The following is a 14,791-nucleotide window of genomic DNA, read 5'->3' on the forward strand; positions in this document are numbered from 1 at the left end:
GACTATGCCTAAATCGCTTTCCCTTGACCCCGACCACCTACGAAAGGCGGGCTGGCTCGAGGCCCCCCACTTGCCGCTTAACCAGTACCGATCCGACCCCCAAGCCGAGAGGGCTCGCTATGGGGCCTCTACCTTACGTCGCGTCTACCGGGATATGCTCTATATTCGCGGCTTTGAAAGTATGCTGGATGCTTTCAAAACCAAAGGTGTGTACCAGGGCATCGAGTACAACCACAAGGGTCCGGCCCACCTCTCCATTGGACAGGAAGCTGCCGCAGTGGGGCTATGCCTGCCCCTAGGCCCGGAGGATTTCATCTTTGGTTCCCACCGCAGCCACGGTGAAATACTGGCCAAAGGTTTGGGCGCCATAGAGCAGCTTGGTGAAGCCGAACTGGCCAGCATTTTGGAAGGCTATCAAGACGGGCGCATCCTGCGGGTGGTCGAGCAGTTTGGTCACCAAAGCCTAAAAGAACGGGCCCTAGAGTACCTGCTATACGGCTTGCTGGCCGAGATATTTGGCCGCGATACCGGCTTCAACCGGGGTATGGGCGGCTCCATGCATGCCTTCTTTCCGCCTTTTGGCATCCTACCCAACAACGCCATAGTGGGAGGTTCGGCTGCCATTGCAGTAGGAGCTGCCTTGCACAAGCGGCTACAGCGCAAGCCGGGCATCTGCGTGGCCAGTCTTGGCGATGGGGCGCTGGGTTCGGGCCCCACCTGGGAAGCCATGGTGTTTGCGAGCATGGATCAGTTTCACACCCTGTGGCCGCAGGAAATTGGCGGCGCACCCCCGGTACTGTTCAACTTCATGAACAACTTCTATGCCATGGGGGGGCAGACTCAGGGAGAGACCATGGGGTTTGGGGTACTGGCTCGGGTGGGCTTGGGGGTCAACCCCCAGGCCCTGCACGCCGAGCGGGTCGATGGTTACAACCCGCTGGCTGTGGCGGAAGCCGTGGAACGGAAAAAAAACCTGCTACTAGAAGGCCGAGGCCCAGCCCTGTTGGATACCTTGACCTACCGCTATAGCGGGCACTCCCCCTCGGACGCTTCGTCGTACCGAGAAAAAGCCGAGATTGAGGCCTGGCAGGCCCAGGACACCCTCCTGCACTATGGGCGTTATTTGCTCGAGCAAGGCCTCATGACTCAGAGCGAGCAGGAAGCTTTGTACCAAGAAGTACAGGAGCGGCTGCACCGCGTGGCTTTATGGGCCACCTCCGACGATGTTTCACCTCGGCTTCCTCCCCACTCCGAACGCATAGCCGAGTGGATGTTTTCCCGCAAAGAGGAAAAGGCCTACGCAGAAGGCCCGCCATGGGTGCAAAAACCCCTACAAGAAACCCGCTATGGCGTATTGCAGTCAAAATACCGCTTTGGTCTGGATGAAGAAGGCCGCCCCTTGCCCAAGCTAAAGTGCCTGACCTACGCCGAAGCCCTCACCGAAGCGCTCTATGAGGCCTTCTATAGCGATCCCAGCTTAATCGCTTACGGCGAGGAAAACCGAGACTGGGGTGGTGCTTTTGGGGTTTACCGGGGTCTGACCGAGGCCTTGCCCTATCCCCGGCTTTTCAATGCACCCATCTCCGAGGCGGCCATTGTGGGGACCGCTGTGGGCTATGCCCTCTCGGGCGGTCGGGTGGTGGTAGAGCTGATGTACTGCGACTTCATGGGCCGGGCCGGAGATGAGATCTTTAACCAGATGGCCAAATGGCAGGCCATGTCGGGGGGAATCCTGGAGATGCCCCTGGTGTTGCGTGTCTCGGTAGGTTCGAAGTACGGCGCCCAGCACTCTCAGGACTGGTCGAGCCTGGTAGCCCACATCCCGGGCCTTCAGGTGATGTATCCGGCCACACCCTACGACGCCAAAGGTATGCTGACTGTGGCCTTGCAGGGCAGCGATCCGGTGGTCTTTTTTGAAAGCCAGCGGCTATACGGCGAACCCGAGGTGCTTGTACCAGGGGGTGTGCCCAAAGAATCCTACCGTATCCCTTTGGGTCAGCCGGCGCTGCGGCGTACAGGCAAGGATCTGACGCTGATCAGCCTAGGACCTGCTTTATATCGGGCGCTCGAGGCGGCTCGGCAGCTCCAGGAGTATGGCCTCGAGGCCGAAGTTATAGATCTACGCTTTCTAAACCCCCTCGACTACACCTCCCTGGTCGAGTCGGTGCGCAAAACGGGGCGGGCCATTCTGGTTTCCGAAGCCTGCGAACGCGGCTCGTTTTTGCATACGGTGGCCTCCAATCTGAGCCAAATGGCTTTTGATTATCTGGACGGGCCCATTGTGGTGCTGGGGGCTCGCAACTGGATCACCCCGGCCGCCGAGCTAGAAGACCTCTTCTTCCCCGGCCCAGATTGGATTTTGGACGCCGTTCACGAGCGTATTTTGCCGTTACCGGGCTACCGGCCCCGCACCCAGCAGGCCACATCGCTTATCCTCGAGCGCAACCGGCTGGGGGTTTGAGGGAGGTACGTTATGCGAATAAAAGACCTTAAAACCCTCGATCTGCGCTTTCCTACCTCACACTCCCTGGATGGTTCGGATGCCATGAACCCCGACCCCGACTACTCGGCGGCTTATGTGATCCTCCAGACCGACAGCGGTCTGGAAGGGCATGGGCTAACCTTCACCATAGGTCGGGGCAACGACCTGGTCTGCGCGGCTATCGAGCTGCTACGGCCCTTGGTGGTGGGTTTCTCACTGGGGGAATTTACTCAGAATATGGGGGCCTTCTACCGGCATATTACCGGTGATTCCCAGCTTCGCTGGCTGGGACCGGAAAAAGGGGTTATTCACCTGGCCACCGCTGCTGTGATTAACGCGGTTTGGGATTTGTGGGCCCGGGCCGAGGGCAAACCCCTGTGGAAGCTGGTGGTGGACATGCGCCCAGAGGAGCTGGTGCGTTGCATTGACTTCCGTTACCTGACCGATGCTATAACGCCCGAAGAAGCGCAGGAGCTCCTGGAGCGCATGGCACCAGGAAAGACCCAGCGCGAAGCCCATCTCTTGCGGAAAGGCTACCCCGCTTACACCACCAGTGTGGGCTGGCTGGGCTACCCCGATGATAAAATTCGCGCTTTGTGTCGCAAGGCCCTGCAGGGAGGCTTCACTGCCTTCAAGCTCAAAGTTGGGCGCGACCTACAGGATGATCTGCGCCGTTGCCACATCGTCCGGGAAGAGATTGGCTGGGATAAACACCTGATGGTAGATGCCAATCAGGTGTGGGATGTGCCTCAGGCCTTGGCCTGGGTGCAGCAGTTGCTGCCTTTCCGCCTTCTGTGGATTGAGGAACCCACCAGCCCCGACGATATCCTGGGCCATGCCGCCTTGCAGAAAGCCTTGCAAGGCAGCGGTACGCAGGTGGCGACCGGCGAACATGTGCAAAACCGGGTGGTCTTCAAGCAGCTTTTGCAAAGCGGGGCCATTGGCTTCTGCCAGATTGATGCGGCGCGGGTAGGCGGAGTCAACGAAAACCTGGCCATTCTGCTTCTGGCCGCTAAATTTGGGGTGCCGGTCTGCCCCCATGCGGGTGGGGTGGGGCTGTGCGAGTACGTACAGCACCTTTCCAGCATCGACTACATCGCTATCTCGGGTTCGCTCGAGCACCGCTACCTGGAGTACGTGGATCACCTGCACGAGCACTTCGTGGAGCCCGTCCAAGTGCATCAGGGCCACTACCAGCTCCCCCAGCGGCCCGGCTATAGCATCGAGATCTGGCCCGCCTCGCGCGAAACCTTCCGGTACCCCGACGGCAGCTACTGGGCAAGCCATCTGGGAGGGCAGGTATGATCAAGGCCACCCGCACCCGCCTTCACGGCAAAACCGGCCTAGAGCTGACCCGGCTGGGCTTGGGAACCGCCCCCTTGGGCGGCCTGTTTGCCCCGGTAAGCGAGGGCGAGGCCCGCGCCACCCTGGAGGCAGCCTGGCAGGCGGGTTTGCGCTACTTCGATACCGCACCCCAGTACGGCAACGGGGTGGCCGAGCAGCGCACGGGGGCTTTTTTGCAGGATAAGCCCCGAACCGACTTTGTACTCTCGACCAAGGTAGGACGGCTATTGCGCCCGGGGCCGCTCCACAAAAGCCAGCTGGATCCCCAGGGCGAACCCTTCTTCAAGGGGGTTCCTCAGCTGGCCCAGGTCTATGACTACAGCTACAGGGGCACCATGGTCTCCCTCGAGGAGAGCTTGCAAAGGCTGGGCCTGAGCCGGGTAGATATTCTTTACATCCACGACCCCGATGCCGACAACCGCACCGTGAGCGAGGTGATGCAGGGAGCCTACCGAGCCTTGGTCGAGCTGCGCCAGCAAGAGGTGGTGCGGGCCATTGGAGCGGGCATGAACCACACCGATTGGTTACTGGAGTTTGCTCGAGCGGGTGACTTCGATCTGCTATTGGTAGCAGGCCGCTACACCCTGCTTGAGCAGGGGGCTTTGTGCGAACTGCTGCCGCTGTGTCTTCAGAAGGGTATCGGGGTGGTGGCGGGCGGGGTATACAATAGCGGCCTCCTAGCCCGCCCAGCCCCTGGGGCCACCTACAATTACACAGCTGCCCCGCCTGAACTGATAATGCGCGCCCAGGCCTTGCAGAAAGTCTGCCAGCGTCATGGGGTGCCCCTCAAAGCAGCAGCCATCCAGTTTCCCCTGGGCCATCCAGCAGTGGTCTCGGTGCTGACCGGGGCTCGCTCGGGGCAAGAACTGGAAGAAAACCTGCAAATGTTCGAGACCCCACTGCCTGCAAGCCTCTGGGAAGACCTGATCGCCGAAGGGCTGCTGGGCCAGGATGTGCCCATACCCGTACAGGAGGCCTAGATGCAACGACTTAAAGGCAAGACCGCTCTCATCACCGCCGCTGGGCAGGGCATCGGAAGGGCTACGGCGGAACGCTTCATTGCTGAAGGCGCTAGCGTGATCGCAACCGACCGAGACCCCGAGTTGCTGCGGGGTCTGGCCTGTGCGCAAGCTCGCCTGGATGTACTCGACCTGGGCCAGATTGAAGCGGTGGTAGCAGGGCTTCCACGGGTAGATATTCTGTTCAACTGCGCCGGCTATGTTCACCAAGGCACCATCCTGGAATGCAGCGACTCGGACTGGGAGTTCAGCTTTAACCTCAATGTGCGTTCCATGTTCTGGACCATGCGGGCCGTTATTCCCAAGATGCTCTCCCAGGGCAGCGGCTCCATCATCAACATCGCCAGCGCTGCCTCCTCTATTAAGGGGGTGCCCAACCGTTTCGTTTACAGCGCTACCAAAGCCGCCGTGATCGGTATGACCAAAGCGGTGGCCGCCGACTACGTGACCCGGGGTATCCGGGCCAATGTGATCTGTCCCGGTACGGTGGACTCTCCTTCCTGGCGGGCTCGTGTGGTTGAACAAGCCCAGCGCACGGGCCAAAGCGAGGAGGAAGTACGACAGGCCTTTATCGCGCGCCAGCCCATGGGCCGGTTGGGCCGGCCCGAGGAGGTCGCTGCGCTCGCCGCCTACCTAGCCTCCGACGAGGCAGCTTTCACCACTGGGGCAGTACACTTGATCGATGGCGGCTGGACTATGTGATTGCCAGGAGTTTTGCTATGAAGCTTGTCCGGTATGGAAGCAAAGGCAAGGAAAAACCGGGGGTGCTGGATGCCGAAGGGCATATACGCGATCTTTCGGAGGTGGTGCCCGATATCAACGGTTTGGTTTTGAGCAAGCATCTGCCCCGCCTGGCCCGGCTGAACCCCAGCCGACTGCCCCTGGTGCGGGGCCGTCCCCGGCTGGGGCCATGTGTGGGTCAGGTAGGTAAGTTCATCTGCATAGGCCTCAACTATAAAGACCACGCCGACGAGACGGGCGCGGTCTATCCGCTCGAGCCGGTGGTTTTTCTAAAAGCCACCAGCGCCATCTCGGGGCCCTTTGACCCCATCGTAATCCCCAGAGGTTCAACCAAGACCGACTGGGAGGTAGAGCTGGGGGTGGTGATTGGACGCCCAGCCAAATACGTTTCCGAGTCCGAAGCCCTGCAGTATGTGGCAGGCTACTGTGTGGTCAACGATGTCTCGGAACGCTCTTTTCAGCTCGAGCGCGGCGGCCAGTGGGACAAGGGCAAGGGCTGCGACAGCTTTGGCCCCATCGGCCCCTATCTGGTGACCCGGGATGAAGTACCCGACCCGCAAAATCTGCGGCTATGGCTCGAGGTAGACGGGCGACGTTATCAGGACGGCCATACCCAGAACATGATCTTCAGCGTGGCTCAACTGGTCAGTTATGTTAGTCACTTCATGAGCCTCCAGCCGGGCGACGTCATCTCGACCGGTACCCCAGCAGGGGTGGGCCTGGGGCAAAAACCCGAGCCGATTTACCTGTGCCCAGGGCAGGTCGTGCGGCTGGGCATCGAAAGGCTGGGCGAGCAGCAGCAAAAAGTAGTCGCCGAGTAGAGGTGGGTTGTGATTGTTGATGCGCACCAACACTTTATCTTTCCCAGCCGGCTGCACTACCCTTGGCTGCAGGACCCCGCTCTGGCCCCATTGTGCCGCGACTTCACCCCGGATGACCTGCGGCCCCTACTTCGGGCATCGGGGGTAGATTGCACCATTGTGGTACAGGCCAGAAGCAGCCTCGAGGAAACCAAAGAGCTGCTGCAAATCGCCGCAAGCACAGATTACGTAGTAGGAGTGGTGGGATGGGTTGACCTGACCGATCCAGCGGTGGGCCGGGTGTTGGACGAGCTCATGGCCCTGCCGGAGGGCCGCTATCTGGTTGGGATACGCCACCAGGTACACGACGAACCTGACCCCAACTGGTTACTTCGGCCCGAGGTGGGGCGTGGTTTGGCGGCGCTCGAGCAGCGCGGGCTGACCTACGACCTACTGGTTCGTATTCGCGAACTGCCAGCCGCCCTGGCCTGTGTGCAAAATTATCCTCGTCTGCGTTTTGTTTTAGATCATCTAGCTAAACCCAATATCGCCCGGGGACAGTGGGGCGATTGGCTCAGAGCGCTCGAGCCTTTGGCTGCGCAACCCAACGTCTGGGTCAAGCTTTCTGGGCTGGCTACTGAAGCCGACTGGAAGCACTGGAAGCAGGAGCAATTGGCTCCTTACATCCGGGAGGCTCTAGCGTTATTTGGCCCCTCGCGCTGTTTGTTCGGTAGCGACTGGCCTGTGTGTACGTTGGCAGCCAGTTATGCTCAGGTTAAGGAAGCCTTGGAGTGGGCTTTACGAGAAACCAGCCTGGCTTTGTTAGGCGAAAATGCTCTACGGATATACAAAATCAAAACCTAGAAACCGCAACTTTAAGACAATATCCTCTAAACCTCTAGCGCAATACACGCTGTGCTGGGTCGACCTGTAAGAGGCTGTCGTAAAAGTCTACTATGCTTGAAGGGTGGCTTCTACACGTAGATTTTACCCCAGCGACTTGACCGATGAGGAGTGGGCCATCCTGGAGCCCTTGATCCCTGCCCCTAAAACCGGCGGCCGACCCGCTAAGGTGCCCAGAAGGGAGATCGTCCATGCCATACGCTACGTCCTGGAAAACGGCATCAAGTGGCGGGCCATGCCCCATGACTTACCTCACTGGTCTACGGTCTACCACTACTTCCGCAAGTGGCTGAAGGAGGGGGTGTGGGAGAAGGCGGTCCAGGCCCTGGCCCGGTGGGATCAGGAGCGGGAGGGGCGGTACGCCTCTCCCAGCGCCCTGGTGATGGATAGCCAGTCGGTGAAGACGAGTGAAAAGGGGGGCCCCGGGGACACGACGGGGCGAAGAAGGTCAAGGGGAGAAAGCGGCAGATTCTGACGGTTACGGGGGGCCGATGGCTGAAGGTGTATGTGCACCCGGCCAACGAGCATGACAAGTGGGGTGGGCAGGCGTTGCTTTTGGGGATGGACCCCTCCATGTGGCCCCGGGTGCGCAAGCTCTTTGTGGACTGGGGGTACTGGGGCCTCAAGGGGCTGGCTTCCTCCCTGGGCTGGAGCTGGAGGGGGTGGCCCGTCCATATGCGGGGGTGCGGGGGGTCTGGGTGCGGGAGGGGGAGCCGCTTCCGGAGGTAGAGCGTGTGAAGGGGTTTAGGCCGTTGCCCAGGCGGTGGGTGGTGGAGCGGACCTTTGCCTGGATGGGGCGGAACCGACGGCTGGGAAAAGATTACGAGTACCATCCTGAGGTAACGGAAGCCTGGATGTATTTAGGCATGATACGCTTGCTGGTGAAGCGGCTGGCAAAGGCCGCATAAGCTGGAGGAGGGAACTTTTACAACAGTTTCTACGTGTAGAAGCCACCCTTAAAGCATAGTAGACTTTTACGACAGCCTCTTAGATCGCTATGTGCTCAACAATGCTATCCAGTGGCTCTCGATCCCCGGCAACGAGGAAACCAGCGTCTCGGTCAATCTCTCCACCAAGAGCTTCAACGATCCTGAGCTACCCCTCTTTGTCAAGGAGGCACTCGCCAAGAGCCACGTCAAGCCCTCCAACCTCATCCTCGAGGTCACCGAGAGCGCCCTGGCCGAGCCGGAGCGAGCCCTGCCGGTAATGCAAGAACTCAAGCACCTGGGCCTGCGCATCGCCCTCGATGACTTTGGCACCGGCTATTCCTCCATGGCCTACCTGGCCCAATATCCCTTTGACCGACTCAAGATTGATGGGGTGTTCTTGCGCCTGGTGGGCAAGTCGGTCCATAGCGAAGCTCTGCTCAAGGCCCTGGTTCAGCTGGGTCGAGCCCTGGGCCTGGAGGTACAGGTGGAAGGCGTCGAGGATGGCCGTATGCTGGATTTTCTGCGCGAGATTGGCTGCGATTTTGCCCAAGGGTATTTTGTGGGGTCGCCTTCCTTGGTCGAGCAGTTCGTGCGCACCCGGGTGAACCTCGACCACGAAGGTCAGGGCCTCCAGGGGCGATAGACTGCCGCCCTCCCTCAATAGCGGCACCTCGCAGGCCTCGCCCTCTCCCTACTTGCGGGGTTGGGGCCTTTGGCTAGGGGGCTTTCCCCAGCCGAAATGCGGGCTAGCGCGAGGGCCATGCATGGTGTCCAAAGACCAACCCAGACCCTCCAGAGCTGTGGAAGCTTTTTTCCGCTGCTGGTTGTAATCTGTTGTAATCTGATATTGAGATGCCCATATCAACAACTGCTGACCCCAACCTGTGCGAAGTACAGATCACCAATCCGAAGGCGGTTGCCAAGGCCCGCCAGGGCTTGCCTCAGGAAAACCACCTGATTGGAGCTTCAGAGCTGCTCAAGGCCATCGCGAATCCTACCCGGATGCGTATCCTGGCCGCATTGCAGGCGGCACAGGAGCTCTGCGTGTGTGACATCGCCGCCGTGGTGGCCATGAGCGAGTCGGCGGTTTCCCACCAACTGCGGGTTCTGCGCTCGGTCAAACTGGTTGCCTCACGCAAGGAGAGCCGCCAGGTGTTTTACCGGCTGGCCGACGACCATGTGACCTCGATTCTGTCGTGTGCCCTGGAACACGCCCAGGAATAAACCCTTAGGCAATCGCAAGGAATGGGCCAAGGCTGGTTCCTGCCCCTGGCGGAACCCCGGGTCGTGAGCGACCAGCACGGCCTTGCTGCTGGAAGGCTGAGAACCCGGCCTAGAGGCTTGCTGCGGCGATCAAGGACATCCCCGAGACCCACATATAGAACCCCACGCCATCCCCAAGAAGCTTGAATACTTGTTCAAGTATGGCTATACTTGAACAATAAATGAATGGTTGTTCATATATTGAATTGCCATTATCAGGAGGAGACATGAGCACCAAGACCAACGAACCCGCCCCCGAGCTTTGCTACCTGGTCGAGGGCATGGACTGTGCCGACTGTGCTAACAAGATCGAGGCCCTGGTCAACAAGACCCCTGGAGCCAGCAACCCCCGTATGGCCTTCACCACCCAGATCCTCAAGCTCAACCTGGATGAGTCGGTCACTTCCAAGGAGAATCTCGAGGCCAAAATCCGCTCGCTGGGGTACAAGCCCACCCTGCGGGTCTCGGCTCCACATGGCGCACAAGGCCACGTCCACCCAGAGGGGGAAGGCCACGGCCAGGCTAAAGGCCAGGTCGGCGAACACGCCCACGAACTCGAGGACAAGCCCTGGTACGCCACACGCCAGGGGCGCGAGGTGCTGACTACGGGTGTGCTGCTCTTGGTAGCCTTCGGCTTTGGCTTTATCGAACCCCAACTCTCGCGGGTGGGCTATATCGCCGCCACCTTGATCGGGGTCTGGCCTCTGGCTAGAAAGGCCTGGGCAGGAATCCGGGTGGGCAATCCCTTTGGCATCAACTTGCTGGTCACGATTGCTGCTGTTGGCGCGATTGTGATTGATGAGTCCCCCGAAGCTGCGGTGGTGGTGTTTTTGTTTGCGGTGGGCGAGTTTCTGGAGGGGATCGCCGCAGGGAGGGCCAGGGCGGGGATCAAGGCTCTAGCCAACCTGGCTCCCAAGACGGCCTTTGTGATCCACGAAAAAGATCACGGCGACGGGAATAAAGCCCACGCCCACGAAGTCCCTGCCAGCAGCCTCGTGGTCGGGCAGGTGGTACAGGTGCAACCGGGGGGGCGGGTTCCCGCCGACGGCACCATCTTGAGCGGTCAATCCGCCCTCGATGACTCCCCCGTGACCGGCGAATCGGTTCCGGTGGTCAAAGGCCCCGGTGACACCGTGTTTGCCGGTTCCATCAACACCGACGGGGTGCTCACGGTACGGGTGGATAAAGACCCCTCCGATAACACCATCGCCCGCATCATCCACATGGTGGAGGAGGCCCAAGAAAGCAAAGCCCCTACCGCCCGCTTTATTGACCGCTTTAGCCGCTACTACACCCCTGGGGTTTTGGCGGTAGCCATCTTGATCGCGGTGGTTCCCCCCCTATCCTTGGGCGGGGCCTGGCACGAGTGGCTCTATAAGGCCCTGGCAATCCTGCTGATTGGCTGCCCCTGTGCCCTGGTGCTCTCGGTTCCAGCAGCCATCACCTCGGCTATTTCCGCAGGGGCACGGCGGGGCCTGCTAATCAAGGGGGGCGCGGTGCTGGAGAACCTTGCTCAGGTCAAGACCATCGCCTTTGACAAGACCGGAACCCTCACCGCTGGCCAGCCTAAAGTGACCGATGTAGTTCCAATTACGGTATCTGAAACCGAGTTGCTGGGTCTATCGGCGGCAGTGGAGCAAGGTTCTTCGCATCCTTTAGCTAGGGCCATCGTCGAAAAAGCCTCACAGACTGGTGTCTCCGTGCCTCCTTCGAGCGATCAGCAGGCCATCCAGGGCAAGGGGGTTCAGGCCAGCGTGCAAGGGAGAACCCTGGTGGTGGGCTCGCCCAAGTATGCGGCTGCCCTGGCACCCCTGTCCTTCGAGGTGACCGGGCAAATCGAGGACCTGGAGCAGCAGGGCAAGACCGTGGTGCTGCTGATGAACCCTCCCACCCCTCTGGGCTTGATCGCCATCCGCGACGAACCCCGCCTGGACGCGCGAGAAGCCTTGAGCAAACTCAAGCAACTGGGCGTGGAGGCGGTGATGCTGACCGGGGATAACACCCGCACCGGCCAGGCCATCGCCGAGGGGTTGGGCTTGGCGGTCAAGGCCGAGCTGATGCCGGAGGATAAACTCCGCATCATCGGTGAACTCAAGCAAGCCGAAACGGGGCACCGGAAAGTGGCCATGGTCGGCGATGGCATCAACGATGCCCCTGCGCTGGCTCAGGCCGATGTGGGCATAGCGATGGGCGGTGGTACAGACGTAGCGCTGGAAACCGCCGATGCTGCGCTGCTCAGGAACTCAGTGACGGGCGTGAGCGACCTGATCCGGCTCTCGCGGGGCGCCATGGGGGTGATCTGGCAGAACATCGCCTTTGCCCTGGGGCTTAAGGCCGTCTTCCTGGTCGCCACCCTCTTGGGCATTACCGGGCTGTGGCCCGCCATCCTGGCCGATACCGGTGCTACCGCGCTGGTCACCCTCAACTCGCTGCGGCTGCTGCGGTTCCGCTAGAGCCTGCTAAGAAGCCAAACATAAACCATCCAGGACTTTAGGCAAGAGCAGAATGGAGAAAGCCAGCCAGTGAAACCCCTTGAGGGTCTCGGCCAGACGTTCGTAGTCACGAGCCATCCAGGCAAAACGCCGCTCGACCACCCAGCGCCTGGGCAGCAGAACAAAGCCCTTCCTGGCCTCGGCAAGTTTGACCACACACAGGGCAATACCCTCCCGCGCAGCGGCTTGCAGAGCCTCGGACCCCGTGTAGCCCTGATCCACGAAGGCGATCTCCCCCCGTTCCTGGGTGACCGCTTGCACCGCTTTGGACAGTTCGGCTACCTGGGCCCGCTCCTGCTCATCTGCAGGGGTGACCAAGAGCGCCAGTAGATGCCCCAGCGTATCCACCGCCATATGCACCTTGCTCCCTTTGCGCCGTTTGGCCCCGTCGTACCCGGCCCTCCCCCCGCTCTCAGGGCTCGACTGTAAGGTACGGCCATCATAAATAGCCGCACTGGGCTGGGCCTCACGACCCGCTAACAGCCGGAGGGTTTCCCGCAGGTCATGCACCAGATCCTCGAAGACCCCCCGCTGCATCCAGCGCTGAGCCTGCTGGCTGACGATATGGGGGGGCGGGAAGTCGTGGGGCAGGTAGTCCCACTGGGCACCGGTTTTTACCAACCAGCGTAAGGCATTGAATACCTCCCTCAGATCGTACTTGCGCTGGGCTGCATCTCAAGGCAGCAGGGTCAGATAGGGCATCACGAAGGCCCACTCTTCATCGCTTACGTCGGAGGGGTAGGGTCTGCGTTTCATGCTCTAAACATAACAGACTGCCTCTGTTTGGGTTGTCTTCTTACCAGCTTCTAGATGAGTCCCCGTACGAGTACCGCCATGACCGCGATCTCAACGCGGCGCTCAACCTCAAACGGCTGGCAACCGCAACTGCCCTACCCGTGGCGAGTCCGTCCGGTAATGGCGGCACTGCTGCAGAGAAGGTCTCTGCAGCAGGCGGGAAAGTCACGCCTGTCAGATACGAAGAGGGTCAGCAAGACCCGTCGGGGCAGGAAAAGAACTGTGCGCACCTTCGCGCACGTTCTTGATAGCAGAAGATGCCGCCCGCAGCCGCAAGGGGGCAGCGGGGCTGATGTACCTACGGGATGTGATCCTGAACCTCTTGCATCTCAAAAGTGGCCGGTGTTGCGCTCGGTTAGAAGGTGCTCGGCTGATCCTAAGGCTCTACTGAGGCTAGTCCGAGGGTGGTGATAAAAGCCTGCGGGGAGAAGGCAAGGAGTTTATGTGGATTTGGTATAAGAACTACCGGGCCTTCCTCAGCTGCGTGAACCCCATCCTCTGCGCTGCCAACCTGCTCCAATCCCGTACCCTCCTCAAGATTGCGGAGGTGGGTTAGGCTAAGGTAGCAAATGACGGCATTACATAACGTTTGAATTCTACGATTTTTGCGCTATTTTATCTTGAATCTGTTTCGCCAGCGCTTCCAGGTAGGCAAAAAAACCGGGGCCATAATGGGCCAGCTCATCGCCCCCGGTAACCACCAGTGGAAAGGGCCAGTTGCGCTCAGCCATGAGGCGCTGCGCTTTCTCGATGGGGCGCGAGCGGTGGGGTTTAGGCTCATAGATAACCAGGTGGGGGGCCTGGCGGGCTACCTCGGCCAGATTGGGCGAGAAATAGCTCTGAGGGTGCGCGTCAAAAATGTTTTGTAAGCCCAGGTGCCGCAGGGCTTCCCCCACATAGCTGCCCCGCCCTACCGTGATGGGGCCGCCGAGGTCGAACTCGAGGTACACCCGGTAAGCGGGCAGGCTCTGGTAAAGGGCCTGATAGCGCTGTGACAGATGCGCCACAAGTCGGGTGGCTTGCTCGGCTACCGCCAGCAAAGCCCCCATCAGCACAATGTTTTCTAGAATGCCGTGGGGGCTATGGGGCAGGGGCACCGGAAAGATGGGGTAACCCCGCCCATGAAGCTCCTGGAGCAGGTCGCGCTGCACCCCGGTGCTGATGAGCACCAGGTCGGGCTTCAGGCTGTTCAAGAACTCCCAGCGCAAGCGGGTGTAGCTCGAGACCACCGGCAGTGCCAGCGTAGCCGCAGGGCGGTAGCAGAAAGCACTGCGCCCCACCAACCGCTCATGCAGGCCCAGCGCGAAAAGCGTCTCGGTAACGTTGGGGGCCAGCGACACAATGCGCTGGGGGTCGTCGGGCAGCTCGAGGGGGCCCAGCCAGTCGTGCACCAGCTTCACTTCACCACCTCGCGGTACCAGGCATCTACCCGCTCTCGCAGCATCTGCAGGTCGGCGTCGTTCCAGATAACCCAGGTAGCCCGCCGCACCTTCTCTTCCTGGGGAATCTGGCTCTGGTCACGAGCGGTGAATTCGTCCTTGCTCAGGCCGCTACGGGCCATCACCCGGGCCATGCGCAGTTCGTTGGGGGCGGCCACCACCAGCACCCCGGCAAAGTCTCCTTCGCGGCCCGTTTCAAACAGCAAGGGAATATCGTGAACCACCAACCGCTGCCCCTTCGCTTTGGCCTTTTCGGTCTCCTCGCGCATGCGGCGGCGCACGTAGGGGTGCAGGAGGGCCTCGAGCTGCTTGCGGGCTTCGGGATCGTTGAACACCCGCCGGGCCAGCGCCGCTCTGTCGAGTTCATCGCCCCGGCAGGCCTCCGGGAAGGCCCGGCAAATTTCTGCTTTGAGAACCACTGCGCCCTCTCGAGCGTACTCGTCCGCATCGAGCACCAGCACACCCAGCTCGCGCAAACGTTGGGCCACCGTGCTCTTGCCGCTGCCTATGCTCCCCGTCAGGCCAACCAAGCGCATCAAGGCCTAGCATACCCTTCCTCTTCATGTAACGCTGCCCGGTGATTT

At 60.6% G+C, this 14,791-nt stretch carries 13 protein-coding genes and 2 pseudogenes; 12 read left to right on the forward strand and 3 right to left on the reverse strand.

Translation table 11 applies throughout. The features are described 5' to 3' along the window. Nucleotides 1-4: 4 nt before the first annotated feature. The 12 genes and pseudogenes from Q0X23_RS14780 to Q0X23_RS14830 all read left to right on the forward strand — a co-directional run bounded on the left by Q0X23_RS14780 (nucleotide 5) and on the right by Q0X23_RS14830 (nucleotide 11,934). A complete protein-coding gene (locus Q0X23_RS14780; protein WP_297860984.1) occupies nucleotides 5-2,461 on the forward strand; it encodes a thiamine pyrophosphate-dependent enzyme in 2,457 nt (818 codons plus the stop codon). Nucleotides 2,462-2,473: 12 nt separating this feature from the next. Then, nucleotides 2,474-3,787, forward strand: a complete 1,314-nt coding sequence (locus Q0X23_RS14785; protein ID WP_297860985.1) for an L-fuconate dehydratase — start codon at nucleotides 2,474-2,476, stop codon at nucleotides 3,785-3,787. Then, nucleotides 3,784-4,806, forward strand: coding sequence for an aldo/keto reductase (locus Q0X23_RS14790; protein ID WP_297860986.1), 1,023 nt, complete (start codon nucleotides 3,784-3,786; stop codon nucleotides 4,804-4,806). The genes Q0X23_RS14785 and Q0X23_RS14790 overlap by 4 nt, the downstream gene beginning before the upstream one ends. Further along, nucleotides 4,807-5,547, forward strand: a complete 741-nt coding sequence (locus tag Q0X23_RS14795; protein ID WP_297860987.1) for an SDR family oxidoreductase — start codon at nucleotides 4,807-4,809, stop codon at nucleotides 5,545-5,547. Between the two features lie 17 nt (nucleotides 5,548-5,564). Continuing rightward, on the forward strand, nucleotides 5,565-6,407 hold the full coding sequence (locus tag Q0X23_RS14800) for a fumarylacetoacetate hydrolase family protein (protein ID WP_297860988.1): 843 nt from the start codon (nucleotides 5,565-5,567) through the stop codon (nucleotides 6,405-6,407). 9 nt (nucleotides 6,408-6,416) lie between these two features. Beyond that, nucleotides 6,417-7,250 (forward strand): amidohydrolase, encoded by an 834-nt coding sequence (locus Q0X23_RS14805; protein WP_297860989.1) that lies wholly within the window; start codon nucleotides 6,417-6,419, stop codon nucleotides 7,248-7,250. Nucleotides 7,251-7,386: 136 nt separating this feature from the next. Continuing rightward, on the forward strand, nucleotides 7,387-7,764 hold the full coding sequence (locus Q0X23_RS14810) for an IS5 family transposase (protein WP_297860990.1): 378 nt from the start codon (nucleotides 7,387-7,389) through the stop codon (nucleotides 7,762-7,764). Continuing rightward, nucleotides 7,761-7,850: pseudogene (locus tag Q0X23_RS16180) on the forward strand (hypothetical protein); the annotation flags it as partial. The gene Q0X23_RS14810 and the pseudogene Q0X23_RS16180, both read left to right, overlap by 4 nt. Nucleotides 7,851-7,864: 14 nt before the next feature. Further along, complete coding sequence (locus Q0X23_RS16185) at nucleotides 7,865-8,197, forward strand: hypothetical protein (RefSeq protein ID WP_374707464.1); 333 nt, start codon at nucleotides 7,865-7,867, stop codon at nucleotides 8,195-8,197. A gap of 55 nt (nucleotides 8,198-8,252) precedes the next feature. Then, nucleotides 8,253-8,861: an EAL domain-containing protein gene (locus Q0X23_RS14820; protein WP_297861244.1), complete on the forward strand. Its 609-nt coding sequence runs from the start codon at nucleotides 8,253-8,255 to the stop codon at nucleotides 8,859-8,861. Between the two features lie 209 nt (nucleotides 8,862-9,070). Next, nucleotides 9,071-9,442, forward strand: a complete 372-nt coding sequence (locus tag Q0X23_RS14825) for a metalloregulator ArsR/SmtB family transcription factor (protein ID WP_297860991.1) — start codon at nucleotides 9,071-9,073, stop codon at nucleotides 9,440-9,442. 266 nt (nucleotides 9,443-9,708) lie between these two features. After that, entirely contained in the window at nucleotides 9,709-11,934 is a 2,226-nt protein-coding gene (locus tag Q0X23_RS14830) for a heavy metal translocating P-type ATPase (RefSeq protein ID WP_297860992.1), read from the forward strand. Nucleotides 11,935-11,940: 6 nt separating this feature from the next. Here the strand turns inward: Q0X23_RS14830 and Q0X23_RS14835 are convergent. From Q0X23_RS14835 to coaE, 3 genes and pseudogenes are all read right to left on the reverse strand, one after another. Then, a pseudogene (locus tag Q0X23_RS14835) lies at nucleotides 11,941-12,729 on the reverse strand (IS5 family transposase). 635 nt (nucleotides 12,730-13,364) lie between these two features. After that, complete coding sequence (locus tag Q0X23_RS14840; RefSeq protein WP_297860993.1) at nucleotides 13,365-14,168, reverse strand: helical backbone metal receptor; 804 nt, start codon at nucleotides 14,166-14,168, stop codon at nucleotides 13,365-13,367. After that, a complete protein-coding gene (gene coaE, locus Q0X23_RS14845; RefSeq protein WP_297860994.1) occupies nucleotides 14,165-14,743 on the reverse strand; it encodes a dephospho-CoA kinase in 579 nt (192 codons plus the stop codon). The genes Q0X23_RS14840 and coaE overlap by 4 nt, the downstream gene beginning before the upstream one ends. Nucleotides 14,744-14,791 lie beyond the last annotated feature (48 nt).

This window comes from Meiothermus sp. (genome assembly GCF_026004115.1).
Classification (GTDB): Bacteria; Deinococcota; Deinococci; order Deinococcales; family Thermaceae; genus Meiothermus.